Raw genomic sequence first — 20,942 nt, 5'->3', positions numbered from 1 at the left:
CTACGACCGGCTCCGTACGACCGATGAGGAGAATCGCAATGCGTGACCTGATGACTGAACTCAAAGAACTGCGCCTGCACGGCATGGCCAGTGCTTGGGAAGAACTGGTATCTCAAGGAACAGCGTCTACGGCTTCATCGAAATGGCTGCTGGAACATCTGCTTCAGCAGGAACATGCGGATCGCGCGGTGCGCTCGGTGAATCATCAGATGAACATGGCAAAACTCCCCATGCACCGTGACTTAGCTGGCTTTGACTTCAGCGCTTCCAGCGCTGATGCCCGGCTGGTCAGCGATCTATCCAGCTTAGCGTTCACTGAAACCGCGCAGAATGTCGTGTTCATCGGCGGCCCTGGAACCGGGAAAACACACCTGGCCAGTGCCTTGGCTGTATCCGGAATTACGGCCCACAACAAACGCGTGCGCTTTTTCTCCACGGTGGATCTGGTCAATCTGCTGGAGCGTGAAAAGTACGATGGTAAGGCAGGCCGAATCGCCCGGGGACTGCTACGAACAGACCTGGTGATACTGGATGAGCTGGGGTATTTGCCCTTCAGTCAAAGCGGCGGTGCCCTGTTATTTCACCTGCTGTCCAAACTGTACGAACACACCAGCGTGGTCATCACCACCAACCTCAGCTTCTCGGAATGGTCGAGTGTGTTTGGCGACGCCAAAATGACTACGGCGCTGCTGGATCGGCTGACACACCACTGCCATATCGTTGAAACAGGCAACGAGTCTTACCGCCTGCAACACAGCACATTGGCTGCCCAGACAAAGATCAAAACACGCGAACGAAAGCGAAAGGACAGAAATGATATCGAGGACGATGAGCCATTTTGATCCGCACCATAAATGCCCTGCTGCATGCGGTGGGGCTTGATGCATCTTTAATCGGAACACTGCTGCTAAGCTTATCCACAATTGCTGGGACAGAAATCAGCAATCCGTCCTGGGTCAATTTTCAATCGGCAGGGTGGGTCAGTTTTCAATCAGCGCCAACAGTGATGGTTCACTCCGACCAGGGCAGCCAGTACAGCAGCTCCGATTGGCGCAGTTTTTTGAAGGCAAACAATTTGGTTGCCAGCATGAGCCGCCGAGGCAATTGTCATGACAACGCCGTGGCTGAGAGCTTCTTCAAGCTGCTGAAACGGGAACGGATCAAGCGGAAAATTTACACCACACGACAGGATGCTCGTGGTGATGTGTTCGATTACATCGAGATGTTTTACAACTCGAAGCGTCGTCATGGTTTCAACAATCAGCTGTCACCGGTAGAGTTTGAAAAGCGTTACACAGCGAGCTTGCAAGGTGTCTAAAGAATCCGGGGCGATTCATTACGCAGTGGCAAACGTGCGGCAGCGATCATGAATTTGATCCAATCGGCACGGCTCAATGGGCATGATCCATATGCTTATCTGAAGGATGTTCTCACGCGGCTGCCGACGCAGCGGGCGTGGGATATTGCAAACCTGCTACCGCACCAATGGGTGCCGCGGTAACCAGGCAAGGTGTTTGAGCAAATCTAGGTGAGCTAGAATGCCGGATGCATAGACCTCAAGGACGCGCGATGATATTGCAACACAGGCCAGTGAAGGCTGATGACATCAAAACTATCTGTAGCTTTCCCCTGAACGCTCGGGAACTGTTTTATATGTTCCCGAAAGCTCAATACCCTCTGACTGAAGCTCAGCTGTCTAATGCTATTGCTCAACGATTCGACTCGACGGTTGTCGAGACCGGGAACAGCGTCGTCGGCTTTGCTAACTTTTATCGGGCTGAAACAGGTGGGGTTTGCTGTATCGGCAATGTCATCGTTGCCCAAGAGGCACGAGGAAAGGGTGTGGCGACCTTCATCGTGGAGACGATGACAGCTCTGGCGTTCGACCGCTATGACGCCACAGAGGTGCAGATCTCGTGCTTCAATGAAAATACAGCAGGTTTGCTGCTTTATCCAAAACTGGGCTTCTTACCATTTGCTGTCGAAGAGCGAATTTCCCTGGATAATCGTAGATCAGCACTCATCCATATGGCCCGCAGCAGAGCGGCCCGACCATAACTCACATTGAAAGCCCGCTTAATGCAGCTGCTTTCAGGTATTCATTTGGTTGCTTTGGTTCAGGTACAGTCAGTGCTGAATGGGCAGCGCTGTGCAGCCTAGGGATCAATGGGTGGGATTACCGGACGCTTACAGAAATCCTCCCCAGTTGCCATACCATAAGCGACCGTTAACTTCGATCCGATACTCCGCTTAATGATCTATGGTAATTGGGCTCCATCCGCGCCATGGCTCGCGCGTGGGGCTATTTTGAACGGCCGTTCAAGATTGTTTTCCGGGTCGAACTGGCGTCGCTCGGTAAAATTCAAATGTCGACCATACACATGAAACGAAAGGCTTGTGTGTTCAGTTTCATTGATCACACTGTGAATACTCCCGCTTGGCAAAAGTAGCGCTTCTCCATCTGTGATGCATCGCTCACCCATTAGCTGCAGCTCGGCGTATCCAGGAAGTAGCGCATCGTCCAGACGCTGCCAAAACAGGTTGCGCTCGGTGCCATCGACACCTACCACCACCGCCCAGGTATCGTGGTCATGGGGCGGCACACCACGCCCGGGTAGCCAGCTATCGACCACCACGAATAATGACTGGTCAGGCTCGACGTGTAACAACGTCGTTCCATATCCCAATTCTGAGTCGGCTTCATACATTTCGGCGCTTAGCCAACTACGCATTTGCACCATTCGTTGAACCAAAGGGCCGACGAGCGAAAGCAGTTCGGCCTCATTCGCTGCGTCATGCACAATTTTCCTTAGTTCACCCACAAAACTCTGTATATCGTCTTCTTGCGATTCCATCCTCAACTTCCCCCTCAGCCGGTTTGCCTTCCATGAGTTGGCCAACTGCCTACCTCCGAAGAAGTAGGCCGCTCTCCTTAAAGTAACTTTAGTCACGAGGCTCCTTGGCCAGCGCTTTAACGAAGCCGATCATCAGCAACAGCATGAGCACCATAAACGGCAACCCCATGGCCACTGCACCGGCCTGGATACCTTTCAGCGCGGTATCTCCACCGATTACGAAAAGCGTTATGGTGACTAATGCAATCATCACTAACCAAAGTACCCGCTGTACTGGCGAAGTTTCCGGGTCACCGCCCGCGGCCAGGTTGTCGACTACTAAGGCGCCCGAGTCCATAGAAGTCACCATAAAGATTACCAACAGGATGACCACCAATCCTGAGCTTATGAGCGGGATCGGCAGCATCTGTAGGAACTGAAAGATCGCCATATTGACATCGGTTAGACCTGCCGCGAGGGTTCCACTGCCGGAGATGACTTGATCGATGGCACCCGCGCCGAACGCTGTGAACCAGGCGATAGCCACCAGGGTTGGCACCAACATCACCACGCCGACCATCTGACGGAGCGTGCGGCCTCGGGAAACACGCGCAACGAATACACCGACCAACGGACCCCACGTGCACCACCACGCCCAATAGAATACCGTCCATCCATGGAACCAGTCCTGGTCTGGACGATTGATCCAGTTACTCAGTGGCAGGAAGAACTCGACATAGTCGACGGTCGTGCTCAGCACTCCAGAAAAAAACGTCGATACCCCAATTCCAAACACAACCAATATGAATAATCCCAGCGCCAGTAACATATTGATATTGCTTAGCAACTTGACTCCTGCATCCATGCCCCGCCATAGAGAAAACCCGGCCAGTCCAGTCACGACCAAGATGAACAGCAACTGCAAACTAAAGGAGTTGGGAATGCCCAATACTTGTGAGATACCGGCAGTCGACTGCATGGCGCCAAGGCCTAAAGAGGTGGCCAAGCCGAATACGGTAAGCACCACGGTAAACACGTCGACCAACTGCCCTGGCAGCCCTCGATGTGCTTTACCAATCAATGGCTGCAGCCCCGAACTAAGGGCAAATGGGAGCCCCTTGTTAAAGGCAAAAAATCCAACCACCAACGCACTGGTCAGGTAGATGGCCCAAGGATGAAATCCCCAGTGAAAGATCGTTGCCCCCATTGCTGCATGCTCGGCCTGTGGGGTGTTCGCGAGGACATTGAGTGGCGTTTTCCACCAAGCGGTATATTGTGCGACCGGCTCAGCCACGCCCCAATACAGCAGGCCAACACCCATTCCGGCTGCAAATAGCATCGAAAACCAGGACAGTGTGCTGAACTCCGGCGTCGCCTCCTTTCCACCCAAGCGAATTTTACCAAAGGGTGAAATGGCCACGCTGGCGCAAAACAGCACGGCCAGATTGCCCATAATCATGATGAACCAGTCGCAGTTCTTGAGAATCCAGCCTTTCGCTCCCTCCAAGGACTGGCCGAAGGTTATCGGATCATGCAACGCAACCAAAACCAGCGCCAATACAATCAAGAATGAAACAGGAAAAATAACCCGGTGAACATTAAATCCTAATATGCGGGTATTGAACGATCGAGAACAGGATTCTTCATCGACAACTAATTCTTTCATGCTAAGGGCCTCTCTATTATTTTTGTATTTACAGCTAACATCGAATAACCGCCCATTGGGCGTAACGTTATCCAGACCGGAATGCACGGCAACGCATTGGAAATGATGTTCAAACAGGAAGCGGTGTACGACAAATCATTTTATCTGCGCGACTAATGACTATTTCTCATGAGTACTATCGTACCAAGCTGGGATGTGCATATAACTGCCACCACCTGAGATGAACGATTACAACCAGTCCTCCTGCCACGGATAATTTGAAAGCGCCTCGCAACCGTTGTGGGTAATTAAAACTTGCTGCTCAAGTTTAATACCTTCCTTACCTCCACGTTTGCCCATATAACTTTCCACGCAAATAACCATATTCTCTTCAAAAACACCGTCATAACCACTGGTCTCCCAATCAGCACCTTTATGCGCCAGTGCCGGATATTCGTCGGCCAGACCCACACCATGCACAACACAGCAGTAACGGTTGTGCTGATAAGGTTGTGGAATATCCCAGGATCGCTGAACGAACTCGTGATGGCTCAGGCCAGGGCGCAAGAGCGCCATGTTGTGGTGGATCTGTTCATGGGCCAGCGCATACAGCTTGCGCTGCTCGGCCGTAGGGGCAACGTGACCGACGGTCCAAGCTCGCGAGATATCCGCGCAATAGCCATAGGGACCGATCAGATCCGTGTCGAAGGAAATGATTTCACCTTCCTGCATCACCCGATTGCTTGACTCCTGCATCCACGGGTTGGTTCTAGGTCCGGAAGCGAGCAGGCGGGTTTCGATCCACTCTCCACCGTGGCGGATATTCTCGTAGTGAAGCCAGGCCCACAGTTGGTTCTCGGTCATGCCTGGACGCTGCTCATCATGCATGCGCTGAATGCCTTTCTCGCACACCTCGATGGTCCAGCGCATCAGCTCCAGTTCGGCGGCTGATTTGATCTTGCGCGCCTCCTCCATCAGACTGTGCCCCTCGACCAGGCTCAACCCCTCAGCTTGGAGTAGCTCAAGCCCTTCGAAGTCTGCCTTATCCACGGCCAGGCGCGCGTTGGCACCAGCGTGTTCACCCATCACATCGACAATTTCTCGGGCCCAAATGGCAGCCTTCTCGGATATGCGCGAACCGGCACCGAAATAACTCCAACTGACCGCTTCGCGCACTTCATCGATCAGACTGATCCCCTCATGCAGGTGTTCGCAATTGTGGAACTCCCACAGGATCACGGGCCCATTGGCAAACACCAACGCGTAACGAGCGAAGTTGTGCAAGGTCCACACCTGCATGTTCGAGGTGTCAGTGGCATAGCGGATATTGACCGGATCATAGAGCAGGATGGCGGCACAATCGCGCGCCAGTAACTGATCGCGCACCCGCTGCAGGCGGTAGGTACGCGCCGATTGCAGCGTTTCCAGCGTGACCGGGTTGTGCAAGGGTTGCGTGGAGTCATTGCCCGTAGGGTACTTATTTTTATTTTCGAACATGCTTTCGATTCCGTTAATCAAAATAGGAGAAAGGAACGTCACCATTTGGCGTCATGGACGATTCAGCGCGGTGGCGATCTCAGTCTCGTTGATCACTCTGTCGCACTGCGAGCTCTGGGCGTTTACGCCGACCGACTCGACAACCGCCACCAGACTGGAACTGGCCAGACCATTGGGCGTTGACGGGTGATGAAGGGGAGCATCGTCTTGCAAATGCTCACCGGTGACCTTGCCCTGCCCTACAAACACGACAAGCAGCGCAGCGCAGGCAGCGAAGAAGAAATAAAGACTCGATGCGCCGAAGTGCTCCATCAGTGAACCGGCCAGCAGCGGACCGATGCCGGCCCCCACACCAAACGCCACCAACAACACGCGGGCCAATGAAACACGCAATTGCGGCTCAATATTGTCGTTGGCCAGTGCCACACCGAGCGGATACAGGCAAAACTGCAAAAAGCCTATCCCCGCACCGAACAGCATCAGGGTGTTGAACGAAGGGCTTTGACAAAAAAACAGCGGCAGCGTGAGGAGCACCAGCAGCACTGCCACAGCGCGAATCAAGCTGGCACGTGGCAATCGATCCGAAAGCCAGCCCAAGGGCAGCTGGGCCAGTAATCCGGCCCCAATCACCAAGGCCATGAACTGACCAATTTCGACCGTATCGAGTCCCTGCTGACTGGCATAGATCGAGGCCAGACCGTAAAAGCCCCCCGTCATCATGCCCGACACCACCAGGGTCACTAACGACTGCGGTATTCGACGCAGGAACAATTTAACGTCGACAGGCGCCGCAAGGATGGGCGTCGGATGCGGGCAGCGGGTCAACGCGACCGGCACCAGGCTCAACGCAAAAGCGATGGCCACGCCAAGCAACGCATGGACTCCCAGGTCGCCATTGAGACTCAGCGCCAGCTGGCCAAGCATCATGCCAACGTAGCTGGCAACCATATAGAGGGCCAGCACGCTGCCGCGCCGTTCCCTCCGAGCCTGATCGTTGAGCCAACTTTCCAACACCATGAACTGACACATCATGGCCACCCCCACCAGCGCTCGCAGCAGCAGCCAAAATGGCAAGGCACTACTGAATTCATGAGCCAGAGCTGCGGCGGCGATCCCGCCGGCGCAGGTGACGTAGCTGCGAATGTGCCCGACCCGCTCAATCAGGTAGTGCCCAACCTTGCCTCCCAACACCATGCCCAAGGCGTTGGCTGCCATCAATGCACCGCTCCACGTCTCGGCCTCCCCCCCCGCGTTCAGGCGCAGCGCCAGGTAGGTCATCAACAAGGTTGAACCCAACTGCATCAGTAAGCTGCTCAGATACAGGGCGCCGAACGCCTTCGTCAGTCCAAGCACTGAGCAGCCTCGTCAATGATGTGTGCGTGAAATTGCAAGCTGCAACGTTGCCGCCCCATGACATCGCTCTTTACATTCTGCATTGCTCTGCGCTCCCGACTCAGGATAAACCGTGCCGCTGTTTCCAGTCGCCAGGCTGAACCACATACCCGAACAACGCATGGCCGCCATAGACCAGTTCGGTGCCTTCGGGAATCCACAGCAACTGTCCCGGTTCAACCCGGTACAGCTCACCGTTGGCCTGCAATTCGAAGCAGCCTTCGATGACGAAGATCACCTCGTCATACAGCAGGGTCCACGCCACTTCAGCGCCCTCCCAACGGGCAAAGCCGACCCCGATATTTGGCGATATTTCATTGCTGATCGCACGGGCGACATAAGCGGCACCGGGGGGACCACCACGCTGCGTGAAATCCAAATCATGATGATCGACGCGCAGCACTGGGCCTTTTCCAGTAAAAACCCTACTCATAGCTCACTCCGACTGTTCCAGGCCGCCAGTCGGATACGTGAACGCACACCAAGGCCGAGGAAGGGTTCCGGCGGATTGAGTGAAGGCATGCCCGTCACGGCCTGAATGTCACGCAGTTGCGCCGAATCGGCACCAACGGCAAGGTCTGCGAGCAAGGTGCCTGAAATGGTGCCCCAGGCCGCGCCGACGCCGTTGTCGCACGCCGAGGCATAGACACCTTTCTCCAGTTCGCCAAAGAAGTTGGTGAAGTTGCGCGAGATGGCGTAGACGCCCCCCCAGGTATGACTGAAAGGGACTTCGGCGAGTTGCGGAAAACGCGCCAGGAACGCTTTTCGGTGATCCTTGCGCACACTGGCGCGCATGGCATCGTTGGTGCTTTGGCCGTACTTGGGAACATGCTTGTAGGTATTGCGGATGATCAAGCGACGATCCTGAGTCATACGCACCGTGGTACCGGCGTGGTCTGCCGGGGTCAGACCCCAATCGAATTGACCGCCATAGACCGCCAACTCGGCATCGGTCAGTGGGCGAGTCCAACTGGCAAAGGTCATCACCGGCAACAGACGATTACGCAGGAAACCGAACTCTTGAGTGAAGATGCTGGTGCCAAGCAATAACTGCGCGGTGCGAATCCGGCCCTGAGCACCATGTAAAATCCATCCGCCTTGGCCGTCTCGCTCCAAGCGCTGGATCGGTGATTCCTCAAGCAGCTCGACATTACTCGGCAGTGAGCGGCCCAGGCCATTGACCAGCGCTGCCGGCTGCATCAAGTAGCAACCAGGGGTGTAGATCGCACCACTGTAATGGCTGCTGCCAACCACCTGAGCCAACTCCGCGCGTTCGACCCGACGGAACGGCTCACCGAGCTCGCTCATCAAGTGTTCGAAATGATCCAGATAAGCCAGTCCGCGAGGACCTACTGCGCCTTGATACTTGCCGGCATGGGACCATTGGCAATCGATTCCATGGGTTTGAATCAATCCCTGCAACTGGGCGATGGCAGCGCGATTGAGTGCGAGCAAACGCTGTTTGTGCGCCGGGTCCGGATGTTCCAATGCAAATTTGTGTGGCAGGTCGATGACAAAACCCGAGTTGCGTCCAGAGGCACCATAAGCGACGCGCTGGGCATCGACCAGCAGGATTCGGGCCTCAGGACAGAGCTCAGCCAATCGGCGGGCCGCGGCCAAGCCAGCGAAGCCAGCGCCGATCACGGTGTAGTCGGCGCGCTGTTCACCCTCCAACCGCGTGCAAGGTGGTTGCTCAGGCAAGGCGGCATACCAGCCACAGCTGGCATCGTCATAGGGAAGGTTGATTGTATTTTTCATGGTGCAGCCCTCAGGCCATGGCCCGTTGAGCGTTCTGACAGGACTGCAGCAATGTATTGCGCTGCAATTGTGCTTGGCGACCGAGCAGGACAAACCCGCAAAGTGCCCCCTCGATGTCGTAATAACTGGCGCTTAGGCCATCGGCAGTCGGCGTGCATTGCCACTCCCCGGCGACGCCGACGGCAGGTGGAAGCAGGCACAGTGGCGCCGCCGGGGTCTTCACGGTGACTGGCATCAATGGATAGCTGACGTTGGTAGGCTGGCCGAGCAAGGTCTTGCACAGTGCCTGAATACCTTGGTTGATGGGTGCCAAGTACGGGAGCAATTGGCCGTCGATTTCGATGCAGTCGCCCAGGGCATAAATGCCCGGTTGCGAAGTCTGCAGTTGGGCGTCCACTTGAATGCCGCGACCAACGACGACCCCGGCGGTCTCGGCCAGGCTCAGGTTGGGACGCAAACCCACGGCGGACAACACCAGGTCGGCTTCAAGGCTTTGGCCATCGGCCAGGGTCAGGTGATAGCCGTCTTCAGTCTGCTCAATACGTTTCAGGGTGTTCTCCAGATACCAGCTCACCCCCAGCTCGCTCAAGGCGAATTGCAGCCGCCGTCCGGCCAGCGCCGGCAGCAGACGCTCCATCGGCCAATGGCCGAGGCCAATGACGCTGACGGCAAAGCCACTGCCTGCCAAGTCGTTGGCGAACTCACAGCCGATCAGGCCGTCACCCAGGATTGCCACTCGCCGCACGCCCACCAGGCGTTCACGCAAGCGCTGGTAATCGTGCAGATTGTTGACACTGAGTAATGCCGCAGTCTCACCCTCGATCGGCAATCGGATGCTCTGCGCACCGCTGGCCAGTACCAATTGGCCATACTCCATCTCACCGAAATTGGTGTGCAGGCGCTGCCTCGCGCTGTCGATACGCGTCACCGTACAGTGCGGATAGACGCGGATATTCAAGCGCTTTTCGATCGCCAGCGGCGCCTCACCGGACAATGCCTCAGCGCTCTTGCCCTGTGCCAGGCCAATGGACAGCGCTGGCTTGGAATACAAGTGGCCAGACTCTTGAGTCAGCACGCGGATCTCGACCTTGGGGTCGACCTTGCGCAACGCCTGGGCCAGACCGTAACCGGCATAGCCACTGCCGATGATGACGATCGGCTGACGTGGCAGTGTGGCCGGTGGCGGCGATTGCAGCTGCACTGCAGGCACTACCGGCGCACTGACGGCAGCGGTCACCGGTTCACTGATATCCAACATCTCGAAATCGCTTTTGCCGACGCCACACTCGGGGCATTTCCAGTCTTCTGGCACATCCTCCCAACGCGTGCCAGCGATGATGCCGTCCTGCGGCCAACCGAGGGCCTCGTCGTAGATCAGCCCACAGACCACACAAAGCCAAGTCTTGAACATGTTGCTCACTCCCCCGCTACGCGGATCGCCACGTTCTTGGTACGCACGTAGCTATACAAGGCCTCCTGCCCTTTTTCCCGGCCAAAACCGGACAGGCCGACACCGCCAAACGGGGTTTCAATTCCACCGGCATACCACTCGTTCACAAACACTTGGCCAGCTTTCAGGCGACGGGTGCAGCGCATGGCGCGACTGATGTCCTGGGTGAACACACCCGCGACCAGGCCAAAAGCGGTTCCATTGGCGATCGCGATCGCCTCTTCTTCGCTGTCGAACGGGATCACCGCCAACACAGGACCGAAGACCTCTTCCTGGGCGATGCACATATCGGGGCTCACGTCGCGGAACACGGTCGGTCGCATAAAATACCCGGCACGGTCACTGAACCCCTCACCGCCAGTGGCCGCTACTGCGCCCTCTGCAATGGCGCGCCGACACAAAGCTTCGATGCCTGCCAGTTGCCCGGCACTGACCACTGGTGTGAGGTCGGGGTTGTCGTGGCCGACGCCCACGCTGAGACCTTCGGCCAAGGCGACAACAGACTCGACGACCTCTTCATAAATTTCACGCTGCACCAGCAGGCGCGACATGGCAGAGCACACCTGTCCGGCGTTGAAGAAAATACCGCCCTTGACGCTGGCAAGCAGTTGTTCGCGATCCGCATCGGCGAAAGCAATCGCGGCCGACTTGCCACCCAACTCCATAACGCTGGGGATGGCATGTTCGGCGGCATCGCGCAGAATCGATTGACCGGTCGGCACTGAGCCGGTGAAGACAATCTGATCGACATCACGATGGCCAACCAGGTGCGCGCCAACCTCACGGCCACGACCGCAAATCAGGTTGACCGCGCCCTTAGGCAACCCGGCCTTGGCAACAGCGCGGATCAGCACGCACATCCCCAAAGGCGACAGCTCGGGCGATTTGATCACCACCGCATTGCCAGCCGCCAACGCCGGTGCAAGCGAGCGGGCACAGATCGAAACCGGGAAGTTCCACGGTACGATTTGCGCGGACACGCCCATCGGGTCATACAGGGTGAAATCCATGTAGCCATTGCCCAATGGAATCGAAGTGCCTTCGATCTTGTCAGCCATGCCTGCGTAGTATTCGAAGTAGCGTGCAGCCTCGACGAACTCATCTTTGGCATCGTTGAGGCTCTTGCCGTTTTCCTGGCACAACACCCAGGCGCCCTCTTCGGCCACGGCGCGGATTTCTTCGGCAATGCGCAGCAACCAAGTGACCCGCTGCGCCGGACGAACGCGGGTCAACTGACCGCTGTCGGCGCAACGACGAGCCGCCCGCACGGCATGCTCGGCATCATCGACAGTAGCCTGGGCGATAGTCGCCAGTGGCTGGCCGGTGCCTGGATTGTTCACCGACAGCTGCTGCGGGCTATCAAGCCATTCACCATCGATGTAATTGAGCCAATGGGATGCTATTGAATACATGCTCATTTCCTCAGGCGTCCGGTACGGTGGCTAGCAACTGACGCGCAGCCCACTGATGGAAAAAGTGCGTTGGAACGTCCATCTCTGGCGAGAAGGCACCACCTTTGTAACCAGGGGAGTGACGGCCTTTCTGCATGCCTTCGACCGAACTGATGTCTTCGGCAAATACCACTTTCCAGGATTCCAGAATGGCGTTACGGCAGGCGGCGTATTCATCACCCAGAGCCTCGTCCCCAACATAGAACAGGCGCAGGTGTTCAATGGTGCGACCCGGTGCTACGGGCTCCAATTGCATGGCGAACGCATGATCGGCCTGGATGCCGAGTAGTACGTTGGGGAAGAAAGCTACGTATTCGGCATTGCGCAGGCGGTCTTGTGGCCAGCTTGGAAATTTGGGCAAGTGCGTACCGGCCACATCGGACAGGTTGTAGGCATAGCTGCCTTGACCAGCGAAATGCTCGTCAAACAGGATGTTGTAGTGATCCTCCAGGCGCGAATACGAGTTCAGGCTCGGGTGCACCCACGGCAGGTGATAGGCTTCGCAGTAGTTCTCGACGGCCAACTTCCAATTGCAGTTGATATCCAATGTGGTCGCGTCATGACCCGGACGGCGGCGCAGCTGACTCATACCGTCCTCGCCAAGGAACTGCGTCCAGCGCGCGGTCAAGGGAGCAAGCATTTCTTCGAGCGGCTGTGCGTCACCCGACAGATTGATGAACACCATGTCCATCCAGATGGCGCTGTTGATTGCTTTCAAACCGTGCTTTTCGCAAGCAAAACGCTCGTCCTTGTGCTTATCAATACCGCCGACATGCGGAGTGCCACGCAAGGCACCATTGAGGTCATAAGTCCAGGAGTGGTAGGGACAACGAATAACGCCCTGTACTTCACCTTCTTCCTGCACCAGCTTCATGCCGCGGTGGCTGCAGACGTTATGGAAGACCTGCACCAGACCTTCGCGGTTGCGCATCAGCAGCAATGGCAGCCCCATGAAGTCGACAGGCTTGACCGAGCCGTTCTTGGTCAGGTCGCTGGCGAACCCGACACACGCCCAGGTCTTACCCATCACCTGGTCGCGTTCCAATTCGAAGTAGTGATGATTGGTATAGAACTCGTTGCTCAACCCGGTGGCTTGATGAATCGGGTTAAGTACAGTTTCCAGATGATGCACAGGAATTTGTTGCAAGGCGGTATTGCTCATTATTGTTTTCCCCTGCTGGGCACGGTGTGAAATGTTCGGCAGGCTCACTGGCCATCGTCCGTTGGCAGTGAGTTTCGAGAAATAGAGCATTGTTCGACAAACGATATTTACGTCACCATTTATGACTTTTAATCATCAATTCAAACACGCCAGATTCATGCATCAGAGCGACACACGGGCTTTCAAAAGATCGTCGATCAACGCTTTTAGGCAGTGGGAATGGAGCAAATTTTGATGATGCCTAAAGAGGGGGGAGGCAGTGGAGCCATAGTGCAACCGTGCCGCAGGCTGCCCACCTGCGGCATGTTTTATTTAAGAACGGTATCTACTCGCTGGAACCGAATTCTGAGTCACTGAGCGTCGTCGGTAACTGTTCGATCAACCAGGTGCGAAAATATTTAACACTTTGCCGCATCCTCCCCTGGCCCTTCGGCTCTAGCAGGCAGAATTGTGCGTCTGAACTCAATACTGTATCGATCGGCCGCACCAAAGCACCGGTTTGCAGGTGATTGTCGACCAGGTTCGACCAAGCCAAAGCGATACCCTGCCCACTGAGTGCCGATTGGATCAGCATGGAGTAACTGTTGATATTGATCCGGCGCCTTGGCTCAATGCTCTTTAGCCCGAGACGCTGGAACCACTCAGTCCAACCAATCCAGTCACGCTGCGGATCTTCTAACCATAACCAGGTGCAATCAGCCAATTGCTCAGGCGTTTTCAGCTCAGGGTATTTTGACAGGTAGCCCGGGCTGCAGACCGGGAACACCTCTTCTGAAAACAGTGGCGTTACCTGCATGTCTTGCGGTGGGGTTCGGCAGTAGTACAACGCCAAGTCACAATCGAGTCGTGAGAAGTCCTTTACTTGATCGTAGGCGATAATGCGCAGATCAATGTCTTCGTTATTGCTCTGAAACTCAGACACCTTGGGTAGCAACCAGAGTGAAGCCATCGCGGAACTGGTGGCCACTGTGACCTGCTGCGCGCCCTGCCAGTGGCGAATTTCACCTGTCGCATGGGCTACCTGCATTAGTGATGCTCGCACCGTTTCATAGTACTGGCTGGCGGTTGGGCTAAGGTGGATCGAGCGCGTGGTGCGCTCGAACAAAGTCTTTCCCAGATAGTTCTCGAGCAGACGCACTTGCCGACTGATCGCCCCTTGGGTGACATTCAGTTCCTGCGCTGCCAGCGTAAAACTCAAATGGCGCGCAGCCGCTTCAAATGCTACCAGACTGTTGAGTGGCGGTAGAGGATGGATTTTCATGCCGGCAAGGTCACATCTTTATTGTGATTTTATTGGACCATTCTAGTCCCTGCCACCCAACGATGACAGCGTAAAGTCGCGGCATACGCCACGTGCTCAGCCAATATCTCTTCGCGTGCCAGTCCGGCAATGATGGCCGCCCGATTCGGGGACCTTCGGTTACTACCGTCATACAATTCTGCACGTTGGGCACGCTATCAATTTCTACCAGGGCACTCGAAGCAAGCGCCCATCATGCCGTAGGCCCCTTGTGCTGCCGGTTATAAGGATGGTGCGTGACGAAATCTTGCCGGCCGCCAGAAGTGCTGCAGCAACGGCCTCCCCCACAGGGACATGAAAAGCATCGCCGTCGATCAACCAGTACCGTGTTCCGGTGCGGGCGACGCTGGAATGGATGCAGTGTGGGCCGTGAATGATCCATCAGACCGGGCAGCGGCGTACGTTTGCTCTGGGGGGGCATCGTGCAATTGCGCTAACTGAGTTTCCAGCGTGTCACCCCGCGCCTGCTGAGCAACTACACCACGCTGCGCTTCGGCCAGTTCCGCTGCTGCAACGCTCCCTCGCTTCGGCGCTTGCTTGGAGTGCTTGGTACATCTGGCCATTCAGGAGCTGGATGTAATCCAACTCCAAATTTGCGCACGGCCTAAAACGCCTTAACCTGCAATTGTCGTCAATGCGGGCGGAACGAACTCTACCGCTGGCGCACATCGCCTCACCTCCCGCGTTACCGCGGAAGACTCGGCGTGCACCAGCGCTGCACGCTACAAGGTGTAGGAAATGCCAACTTGTACAGTTCGCGGCGCCCCCGGATAGGCATAGACGTTACCGAATGCGCCTTCTTCATAGTCACGATCAAACAGGTTTTTCACGTCAAGATTGAGCCGCACCTTGTCATTGATCTTGTAGAAGCTGAGCAAGTCGACAACGGTGTAGCTGCCCATCGAAAACGCGGTGTTGGCGGTTTGCCCGGCGCGCTCGTCGACGTACTTGAGCCCGGTACCCAAGCCCAACCCCTTGAGGGTGCCATCCTGGAACTCATACATATTCAACAGGCTGAAGCTGTTTTTCGGGATGTTCAGCAGGCGCGTGCCAGAGCGCAGCACGTTGTCCTTGGTCACTTCGGCATCGACATAGGCGTAGCCGCCAATCACGCGCCATTCGGGCGTTAGGTTGCCGGCAACATTGACGTCGAAGCCACGGCTGCGCACCTCACCGGCCGCAACGCTGAAGGTCGAATCAACAGGGTCGGTGGTCAACACGTTACGTTTTTCGATCTGGTAGACCGCCGCGTCAACACTCAACTGCTGATCCAGCGCCTCCCACTTGATACCCATTTCGTAAGACTTGCCCTTCTCCGGCGCAAATCCGCCGCCCTCGCGGCTTGCGCCGGTGTTGGGCTTAAAGGAGCGCGCAGTGTCGGCATAGACCGCCAATGTCTCGGTCAGGTCGTAGGTCACGCCGATGCGCGGGGTCACCGCGTTGTCACTGGCCTGCCAACTCTTGCCGCCCGGCACGAAGGTTTCGTAGTCATGTTCGAAGCGTTCGAAACGCGCCCCGGCCAGCACCTTCAATTTGTCGGTCAATGCCACCTGATCCTGCACGAACGCTGCATACGTCTTGAGGTTTTCCTTGTCATGAGTCGGCGTGCGAGTCAGCGCCGGACGCGGCTGGCCGTACACCGGGTCGAAGATGTCGATCGGGTACGCGCCGACCGCACCGCTGGAGCGTTGAATAATCGACTTGTAGTCGTAATCTTCGTACTCGATACCGGTGAGCAACGTGTGCTGCAAACCAGCGGTATCGAAATGGCCGGTCAGATTGAGTTGGGTGTCCTTGTCGGTCCACTCCAGCTTGCGATAGTTGAAGTTGCGCCCCAGGGTGCGGCCGTCAGCGGCAATACCGTTGGCCTCGACCGCGTTGCCCTTGAGCGATCCGTCGAGCCACTGGAAACCGCCGCCCAGCGTCCAGTCGTCATTGAGCATGTGCTCGAAACGCAATTGAGCCATGTTGTTGTCGTTGTGCAATTTGCCAACGTCTTTTTCGCCGAAAAAGCTGTCGCGGGAGGCGGTGCCAATCTGTTTGGCGTAACGCGTAACGCCTCGATCCAGAGGCGCGTTGTTGCGCATGAAGTCGCCTTCGAAAATGAGCTTAGTCGCATCGGTTGCCTGCCACGTCAGCACCGGAGTGATACCGTAGCGTTCGGTTTCGACGTGATCGCGGAAGGTGTCGCCGCCCTCGCCCACTACGTTCAGTCGATAGGCCAGGCGCCCTTCTTCGTCGAGCGGGCCGGAAGCGTCCAGCGTGCCGCGTTTCATGCCCTGATCGTTGAGTTGACTGCCCAGGGTGACGGTGCGCTCGGGCAACGGCTGTTTGGAAACCACGTTGAAGGTGCCGCCAGGATCACCCCGACCGTAGAGCATGGTGGCCGGGCCGCGCAGCACTTCGAGTCGCTCAATCGTGTTGGCATCCGGCATGTTCGGGTAGCCGCGGTTGATCGGAAAACCGTTGCGATAAAACTCGCCAGTGGTGAAGCCTCGAACGGTAAACGTGGTCAGGCCCTGCCCACCAAAATTGTTCGCCCGCCCCACGCCCCCGGCATAGTCCAGCGCGTCCTGCAAACGGGTGGCGCCCAGATCCTCGACTGCATCCTTCGAGACCACACTGATCGATTGCGGGGTTTCATGGATCGACGTGTCGGTACGCGTGGCGCTGGCCGAGCGCGTCGCCCGATAACCCTGCACCGGGCCGTCCGCCCTCTCGTAATTCGCAGTACCGATAACATCGGTTGCGTCCAGCTCAAGCGTTGAGGGAGCTACATCCGTTTGTTCAGCCCACGAGGAAGACGACAACGCTTGCAGTACACAAATGGAAAACAGGGTTCGACGCATGGAGAGGAAAACCTTAACGAATAGGCCAATACAGAGGGTGCAACCGCCAAAAACCAAGCGAGCATGCTATATAAAACCATTCGCAATTAACACTAATTCCCATTCGCGCACGAAAATAGTTACCGAACAACTCATCACGTCATTCGGACAATTGCCGTTTGTGGCTTGGTTTGCCGTGAGGTGCGCCGACACTGATGCGGCCCTCGACGCGGTCAAGGACGCCTGACTCAACATGGCCCCGGCGGGCTCGGTCAGCGGCCGGGGCTTTCTCGTCAATGAGCGTGGAAGGTCTTGCGGTGAGTCATGAACGCCGAGAGCGCCCTGACCGACTCGGGGTTGTAGCGCTTAAGCGCCTTCGCCACATAGCCGAGCCCTGTCTGGTCGGCATAGTAGGTCAACCCGCCCTTGTAACGCGGGAAGCCGTAGCCATGAACCCATACCAGATCGATATCAGCAGGGTGCTCCACAATATCGTTGTCGAGCAACCAGGCAGCCTCGTTGATCATCGCAAACAGGCAGCGTTCTTCAATTTCCTGATCAGAGATGCTACGGGGCGCAATATTCCATTGCTGGCGATGCTGCTCCAACAATTGCGCCAGCCATGAATCCGGCACAGCCTGGCGGCTGCCCGGCGCATAGCAATAAAACCCAAGCCCGGTTTTTTGCCCATGCCGTCCTGCCGCATACAATTTATCGATCCAATCGCAGCGTTGCTCACGCTCGCTCAGCTCCAACAGACGCCCCTGGCGGTTGCGCCAGGCGACATCCACACCGGCCATATCACGCAGTTCAAAGGGGCCGATGGGGAAGCCAAACGCACGCATCACCCGGTCGACAGCCTCGATTGATGCGCCCTCTTCCAGCAGGAACATGGCTTCGCGCTCCCTCGCGGCCAACAGCCGATTACCCACGAAGCCGTCGCACACCCCCACTGTGACCGCCACCTTGCCCAGACGCTGCGCCAAGGTCAGCACCGCAGCCATGACCGACCTGTCGGTCTGGGTGGTGCGCACCACTTCCAGGAGCTTCATCACCGGCGCGGGACTGAAGAAGTGCATGCCCAACACCTGTTGCGGGCGCCGCGTGCAATCGGCAATGGCCTCGACGTCCAGGTACGAGGTGTTGGTCGCCAGAATCGCGTCCGGCTTGCACAGGGTATCCAGCTGGCGAAACACCGCGCGCTTGACCTCAATGTCTTCGAACACCGCTTCGATAACCAGATCGGCGTCCGCCACAGCGTCCATTGAAGTCGATGGCAGGATCAACGCCCGGCGTTCCTGGCAAGCGTGTTCATCCATGCGCCCCTTGAGCAACGCGTCCCGGTAATAGTCGTCGATGTTCTTTACGCCGCGTTGCAGCGCGGCGTCCTGCACATCGATCAGGCTCACAGCGAAACCTGCGTTGGCCACGCAAATGGCAATCCCGGCGCCCATGGTGCCCGAACCGATCACCGCGACCTTCTGAATCGCGTGCGCCTGGCCATTGACGGCGAGCTTGCGTGTACGGCCGGCCAGGGCCCGCTCGGCGAAAAACAGATGCCGCAAAGCCTTGGCCTGGGCGGATTGCCGCCGTCCGATAAACAGCGAACGCTCCAACGCCATGCCGTCGTCAAACGATTCGGTCAGGGCTGCATTGATCGCTTCAAGAGCGGCCTGGGGGGCTTGTTGCCCAGCCAGTCTTTTCATCACCCCTGCCACCTTCGCATTGAATTCAGTAGCGTCGTGGGCAGGTATCAATCGATCCCGCGTGCGCCGCCAGAATGGCTCGGTGAGGAGGAAGCGCATGGCGTGCTCGATCGCCGCACTTTGCAGGTCGGTGGTCACGCAGTGGTCCACCAGCCCGACGGCCTGCGCCTGCGCCGCCGTCAGCCGCTGCCCGGCAATTACCACGTCAACGGCAACCAGCGCGCCGCACAGGCGAACCAGGCGCTGCGTGCCGCCCGCGCCAGGTATCAAGCCCAGACTGACCTCAGGAAGGCCCAGCACTGTGTGTTCATCGGCGATGCGCAAATGACACGCCATCGCCAGCTCCAGGCCACCACCGAGCACCGAGCCATGCAGAGCGGCGATCACCGGTTTCTGGCTGTTTTCGATAGCGTTCAGAACGTCCGGCAGGTGCGGTTCCATCAACGGCTGGTCGAACTCCTTGAGGTCGGCGCCGGCCACAAACGTCTTGCCCTGGCAGGTGATGACAATGGCCTGCGCAGCGGGGTCGGCCTGCGCCTGCGCCAGACAGGCTGACAGTTGTTGCCGCACGCCCTGGGACAAGGCATTCACGGGCGGGTTGTTGATGGTGATGACACCGATGCCGTCATCTGTTTTCAGACTTACCAAGGAATCCATGAGGGTTACCCGAGTCACAGGAAGGAAATGGGATAGCTGAGGATCACCCGCGTGTCGTTGGCATTGCGGGAGAAGTCCGAGCGGTAAGCGGCGTTGCGCAAGCGTATGTCCAGGGCCTTGAGCGGTCCGCTCTGAACCCGATACTGCAATTCGATATCCAGCTCGCGCTCGCGGCCTGAATCGGTGGCCAGCACTTCTGCATCCGTGCCCTTGATATAGCGAGTCATGAAGGTCAGCCCCGGCAGGCCCCATGTCGCGAGGTCACGGGCATAACGGAGTTGCCATGAACGCTCGCCCTTCTCGGCGAAGTCGCCCACCTGCACGAAGTTGACCAGATACGGGTCGGTGCCCTCGACGTAGGGAAAGGCCGAATCTCCACTCATGGCCTGATAACCCAGGCTGAACGCGTTGCCACGCCATTCGTAGGTGGTCATTGCGCTGAACGCGCGGTTGTCCACCTGCCCGGCGCGTGCCTGTCCCTGATCGTCGCTGATGAACAGCCGCAGGTCCGACTTGAACTTGCCCTCGCCGACCTCGTGGGCGCTGGTGAGCCCCAGGAAATGCTGCTGGTAGACATCTTCCAGGCGACCGACCTGGTAGGTCAGCTGCACGGTCTTCCAACGATAGGCGGCGCCCGCCAGCTCAAAGTTGCCGCCATCGAGCGGGCCCCTGAATCGTCGATTCTTGTTATTGATGGCCAGCCCTTGCGCACCGGTGACATCGCGGTCAGTGACTTGATCAAGGTGCCCGCCAATCAGTTCCAGGCCGCCCCACTCGCGGGATTCGAGCATGCCGCCGCGGAAGGTCTGCGGGAGCAAACGCCCGAAGTTCGATTGCAAGGTAGGCAGCTTGGGCATCAAGGTACCCACCTTCAACTCGGTTTTGGACACGCGCATTTTTGCCGTCAAGCCGGCCTTGGAATATTCATCGGGCGCCCTGCCGTCATCGTGAACCGGCAGCAAGCCGGTGCCGGTGCGGTCCGGGCTGGAGTCGAGTTTCAGGCCGACCATGGCGATAGCGTCCAGGCCGAAGCCGACAAATCCGGGGGTGTAGCCCGACTGTGCACGAAGAATGAAACCCTGGGCCCATTCATCGCGTTTTGATTGGCCGCTGCCGTCGCGAAAATCGCGGTTCATGTAGAAGTTGCGCATCTCCAGGTCGACTTTGGCATCCGCCAGGAAATCCGTGGCCTGAGCGTTGGCAAGCCATGGCCCGACGGCGACGATGACGCCCCAGGAAGCAGCTGTTTTCTTATTATTCAT

Annotated in this window: 15 protein-coding genes and 3 pseudogenes; 4 read left to right on the top strand and 14 right to left on the bottom strand. The window is 57.3% G+C overall.

Annotated features, from left to right (window positions below):
- The first annotated feature begins 38 nt into the window (after positions 1-38).
- The 4 genes and pseudogenes from istB to QMX98_RS14015 all read left to right on the top strand — a co-directional run bounded on the left by istB (position 39) and on the right by QMX98_RS14015 (position 2,058).
- Complete coding sequence (gene istB, locus QMX98_RS14030; RefSeq protein ID WP_020302642.1) at positions 39-842, top strand: IS21-like element ISPsy20 family helper ATPase IstB; 804 nt, start codon at positions 39-41, stop codon at positions 840-842.
- A 161-nt stretch (positions 843-1,003) separates the two neighbouring features.
- Positions 1,004-1,318, top strand: a pseudogene (locus tag QMX98_RS14025) (IS3 family transposase); the annotation flags it as partial.
- A 15-nt stretch (positions 1,319-1,333) separates the two neighbouring features.
- Positions 1,334-1,501, top strand: a pseudogene (locus QMX98_RS14020) (transposase domain-containing protein); the annotation flags it as partial.
- 68 nt (positions 1,502-1,569) lie between these two features.
- Positions 1,570-2,058, top strand: a complete 489-nt coding sequence (locus QMX98_RS14015; RefSeq protein WP_010461033.1) for a GNAT family protein — start codon at positions 1,570-1,572, stop codon at positions 2,056-2,058.
- Between the two features lie 200 nt (positions 2,059-2,258).
- Here the strand turns inward: QMX98_RS14015 and QMX98_RS14010 are convergent, their stop codons facing one another.
- The 14 genes and pseudogenes from QMX98_RS14010 to QMX98_RS13945 all read right to left on the bottom strand — a co-directional run bounded on the left by QMX98_RS14010 (position 2,259) and on the right by QMX98_RS13945 (position 20,942).
- Positions 2,259-2,855: a hypothetical protein gene (locus tag QMX98_RS14010; protein ID WP_282410931.1), complete on the bottom strand. Its 597-nt coding sequence runs from the start codon at positions 2,853-2,855 to the stop codon at positions 2,259-2,261.
- An 88-nt stretch (positions 2,856-2,943) separates the two neighbouring features.
- The gene (locus tag QMX98_RS14005) at positions 2,944-4,500 is read right to left on the bottom strand and encodes a BCCT family transporter (RefSeq protein ID WP_102599720.1); all 1,557 of its coding nucleotides are present in this window, start codon (positions 4,498-4,500) and stop codon (positions 2,944-2,946) included.
- 228 nt (positions 4,501-4,728) lie between these two features.
- Positions 4,729-5,976, bottom strand: a complete 1,248-nt coding sequence (locus QMX98_RS14000) for a Xaa-Pro peptidase family protein (protein ID WP_282410930.1) — start codon at positions 5,974-5,976, stop codon at positions 4,729-4,731.
- A 51-nt stretch (positions 5,977-6,027) separates the two neighbouring features.
- A complete protein-coding gene (locus tag QMX98_RS13995) occupies positions 6,028-7,329 on the bottom strand; it encodes an MFS transporter (RefSeq protein WP_282410929.1) in 1,302 nt (433 codons plus the stop codon).
- A 100-nt stretch (positions 7,330-7,429) separates the two neighbouring features.
- Complete coding sequence (locus tag QMX98_RS13990) at positions 7,430-7,801, bottom strand: ethanolamine utilization protein EutQ (protein ID WP_042932004.1); 372 nt, start codon at positions 7,799-7,801, stop codon at positions 7,430-7,432.
- Positions 7,798-9,126, bottom strand: a complete 1,329-nt coding sequence (locus QMX98_RS13985) for an FAD-dependent oxidoreductase (protein WP_282410928.1) — start codon at positions 9,124-9,126, stop codon at positions 7,798-7,800. Before QMX98_RS13985 ends, QMX98_RS13990 begins: the two co-directional genes overlap by 4 nt.
- Positions 9,127-9,136: 10 nt before the next feature.
- The gene (locus QMX98_RS13980; RefSeq protein ID WP_282410932.1) at positions 9,137-10,384 is read right to left on the bottom strand and encodes an FAD-dependent oxidoreductase; all 1,248 of its coding nucleotides are present in this window, start codon (positions 10,382-10,384) and stop codon (positions 9,137-9,139) included.
- A pseudogene (locus QMX98_RS13975) lies at positions 10,373-10,537 on the bottom strand (rubredoxin); the annotation flags it as partial. The gene QMX98_RS13980 and the pseudogene QMX98_RS13975, both read right to left, overlap by 12 nt.
- Before the next feature lie 5 nt (positions 10,538-10,542).
- Positions 10,543-11,988, bottom strand: coding sequence for an aldehyde dehydrogenase family protein (locus QMX98_RS13970; RefSeq protein ID WP_282410927.1), 1,446 nt, complete (start codon positions 11,986-11,988; stop codon positions 10,543-10,545).
- 10 nt (positions 11,989-11,998) lie between these two features.
- Entirely contained in the window at positions 11,999-13,189 is a 1,191-nt protein-coding gene (locus QMX98_RS13965) for an SRPBCC family protein (protein ID WP_154504970.1), read from the bottom strand.
- A gap of 325 nt (positions 13,190-13,514) precedes the next feature.
- Positions 13,515-14,450: a LysR substrate-binding domain-containing protein gene (locus tag QMX98_RS13960; RefSeq protein WP_010461053.1), complete on the bottom strand. Its 936-nt coding sequence runs from the start codon at positions 14,448-14,450 to the stop codon at positions 13,515-13,517.
- Positions 14,451-15,211: 761 nt separating this feature from the next.
- Positions 15,212-17,338: a TonB-dependent siderophore receptor gene (locus tag QMX98_RS13955; protein WP_172791143.1), complete on the bottom strand. Its 2,127-nt coding sequence runs from the start codon at positions 17,336-17,338 to the stop codon at positions 15,212-15,214.
- A gap of 272 nt (positions 17,339-17,610) precedes the next feature.
- Complete coding sequence (locus QMX98_RS13950; protein ID WP_282410926.1) at positions 17,611-19,680, bottom strand: 3-hydroxyacyl-CoA dehydrogenase NAD-binding domain-containing protein; 2,070 nt, start codon at positions 19,678-19,680, stop codon at positions 17,611-17,613.
- A gap of 14 nt (positions 19,681-19,694) precedes the next feature.
- Positions 19,695-20,942, bottom strand: coding sequence for an OprD family porin (locus tag QMX98_RS13945; protein WP_245006758.1), 1,248 nt, complete (start codon positions 20,940-20,942; stop codon positions 19,695-19,697).

It is taken from the genome of Pseudomonas sp. PS02303 (assembly GCF_029959925.1).
Taxonomy (GTDB): domain Bacteria; phylum Pseudomonadota; class Gammaproteobacteria; order Pseudomonadales; family Pseudomonadaceae; genus Aquipseudomonas; species Aquipseudomonas mandelii.
The sequence above is the reverse complement of the archived record's forward strand: the minus strand, read 5'-3'. Positions and strand labels throughout refer to the sequence as shown.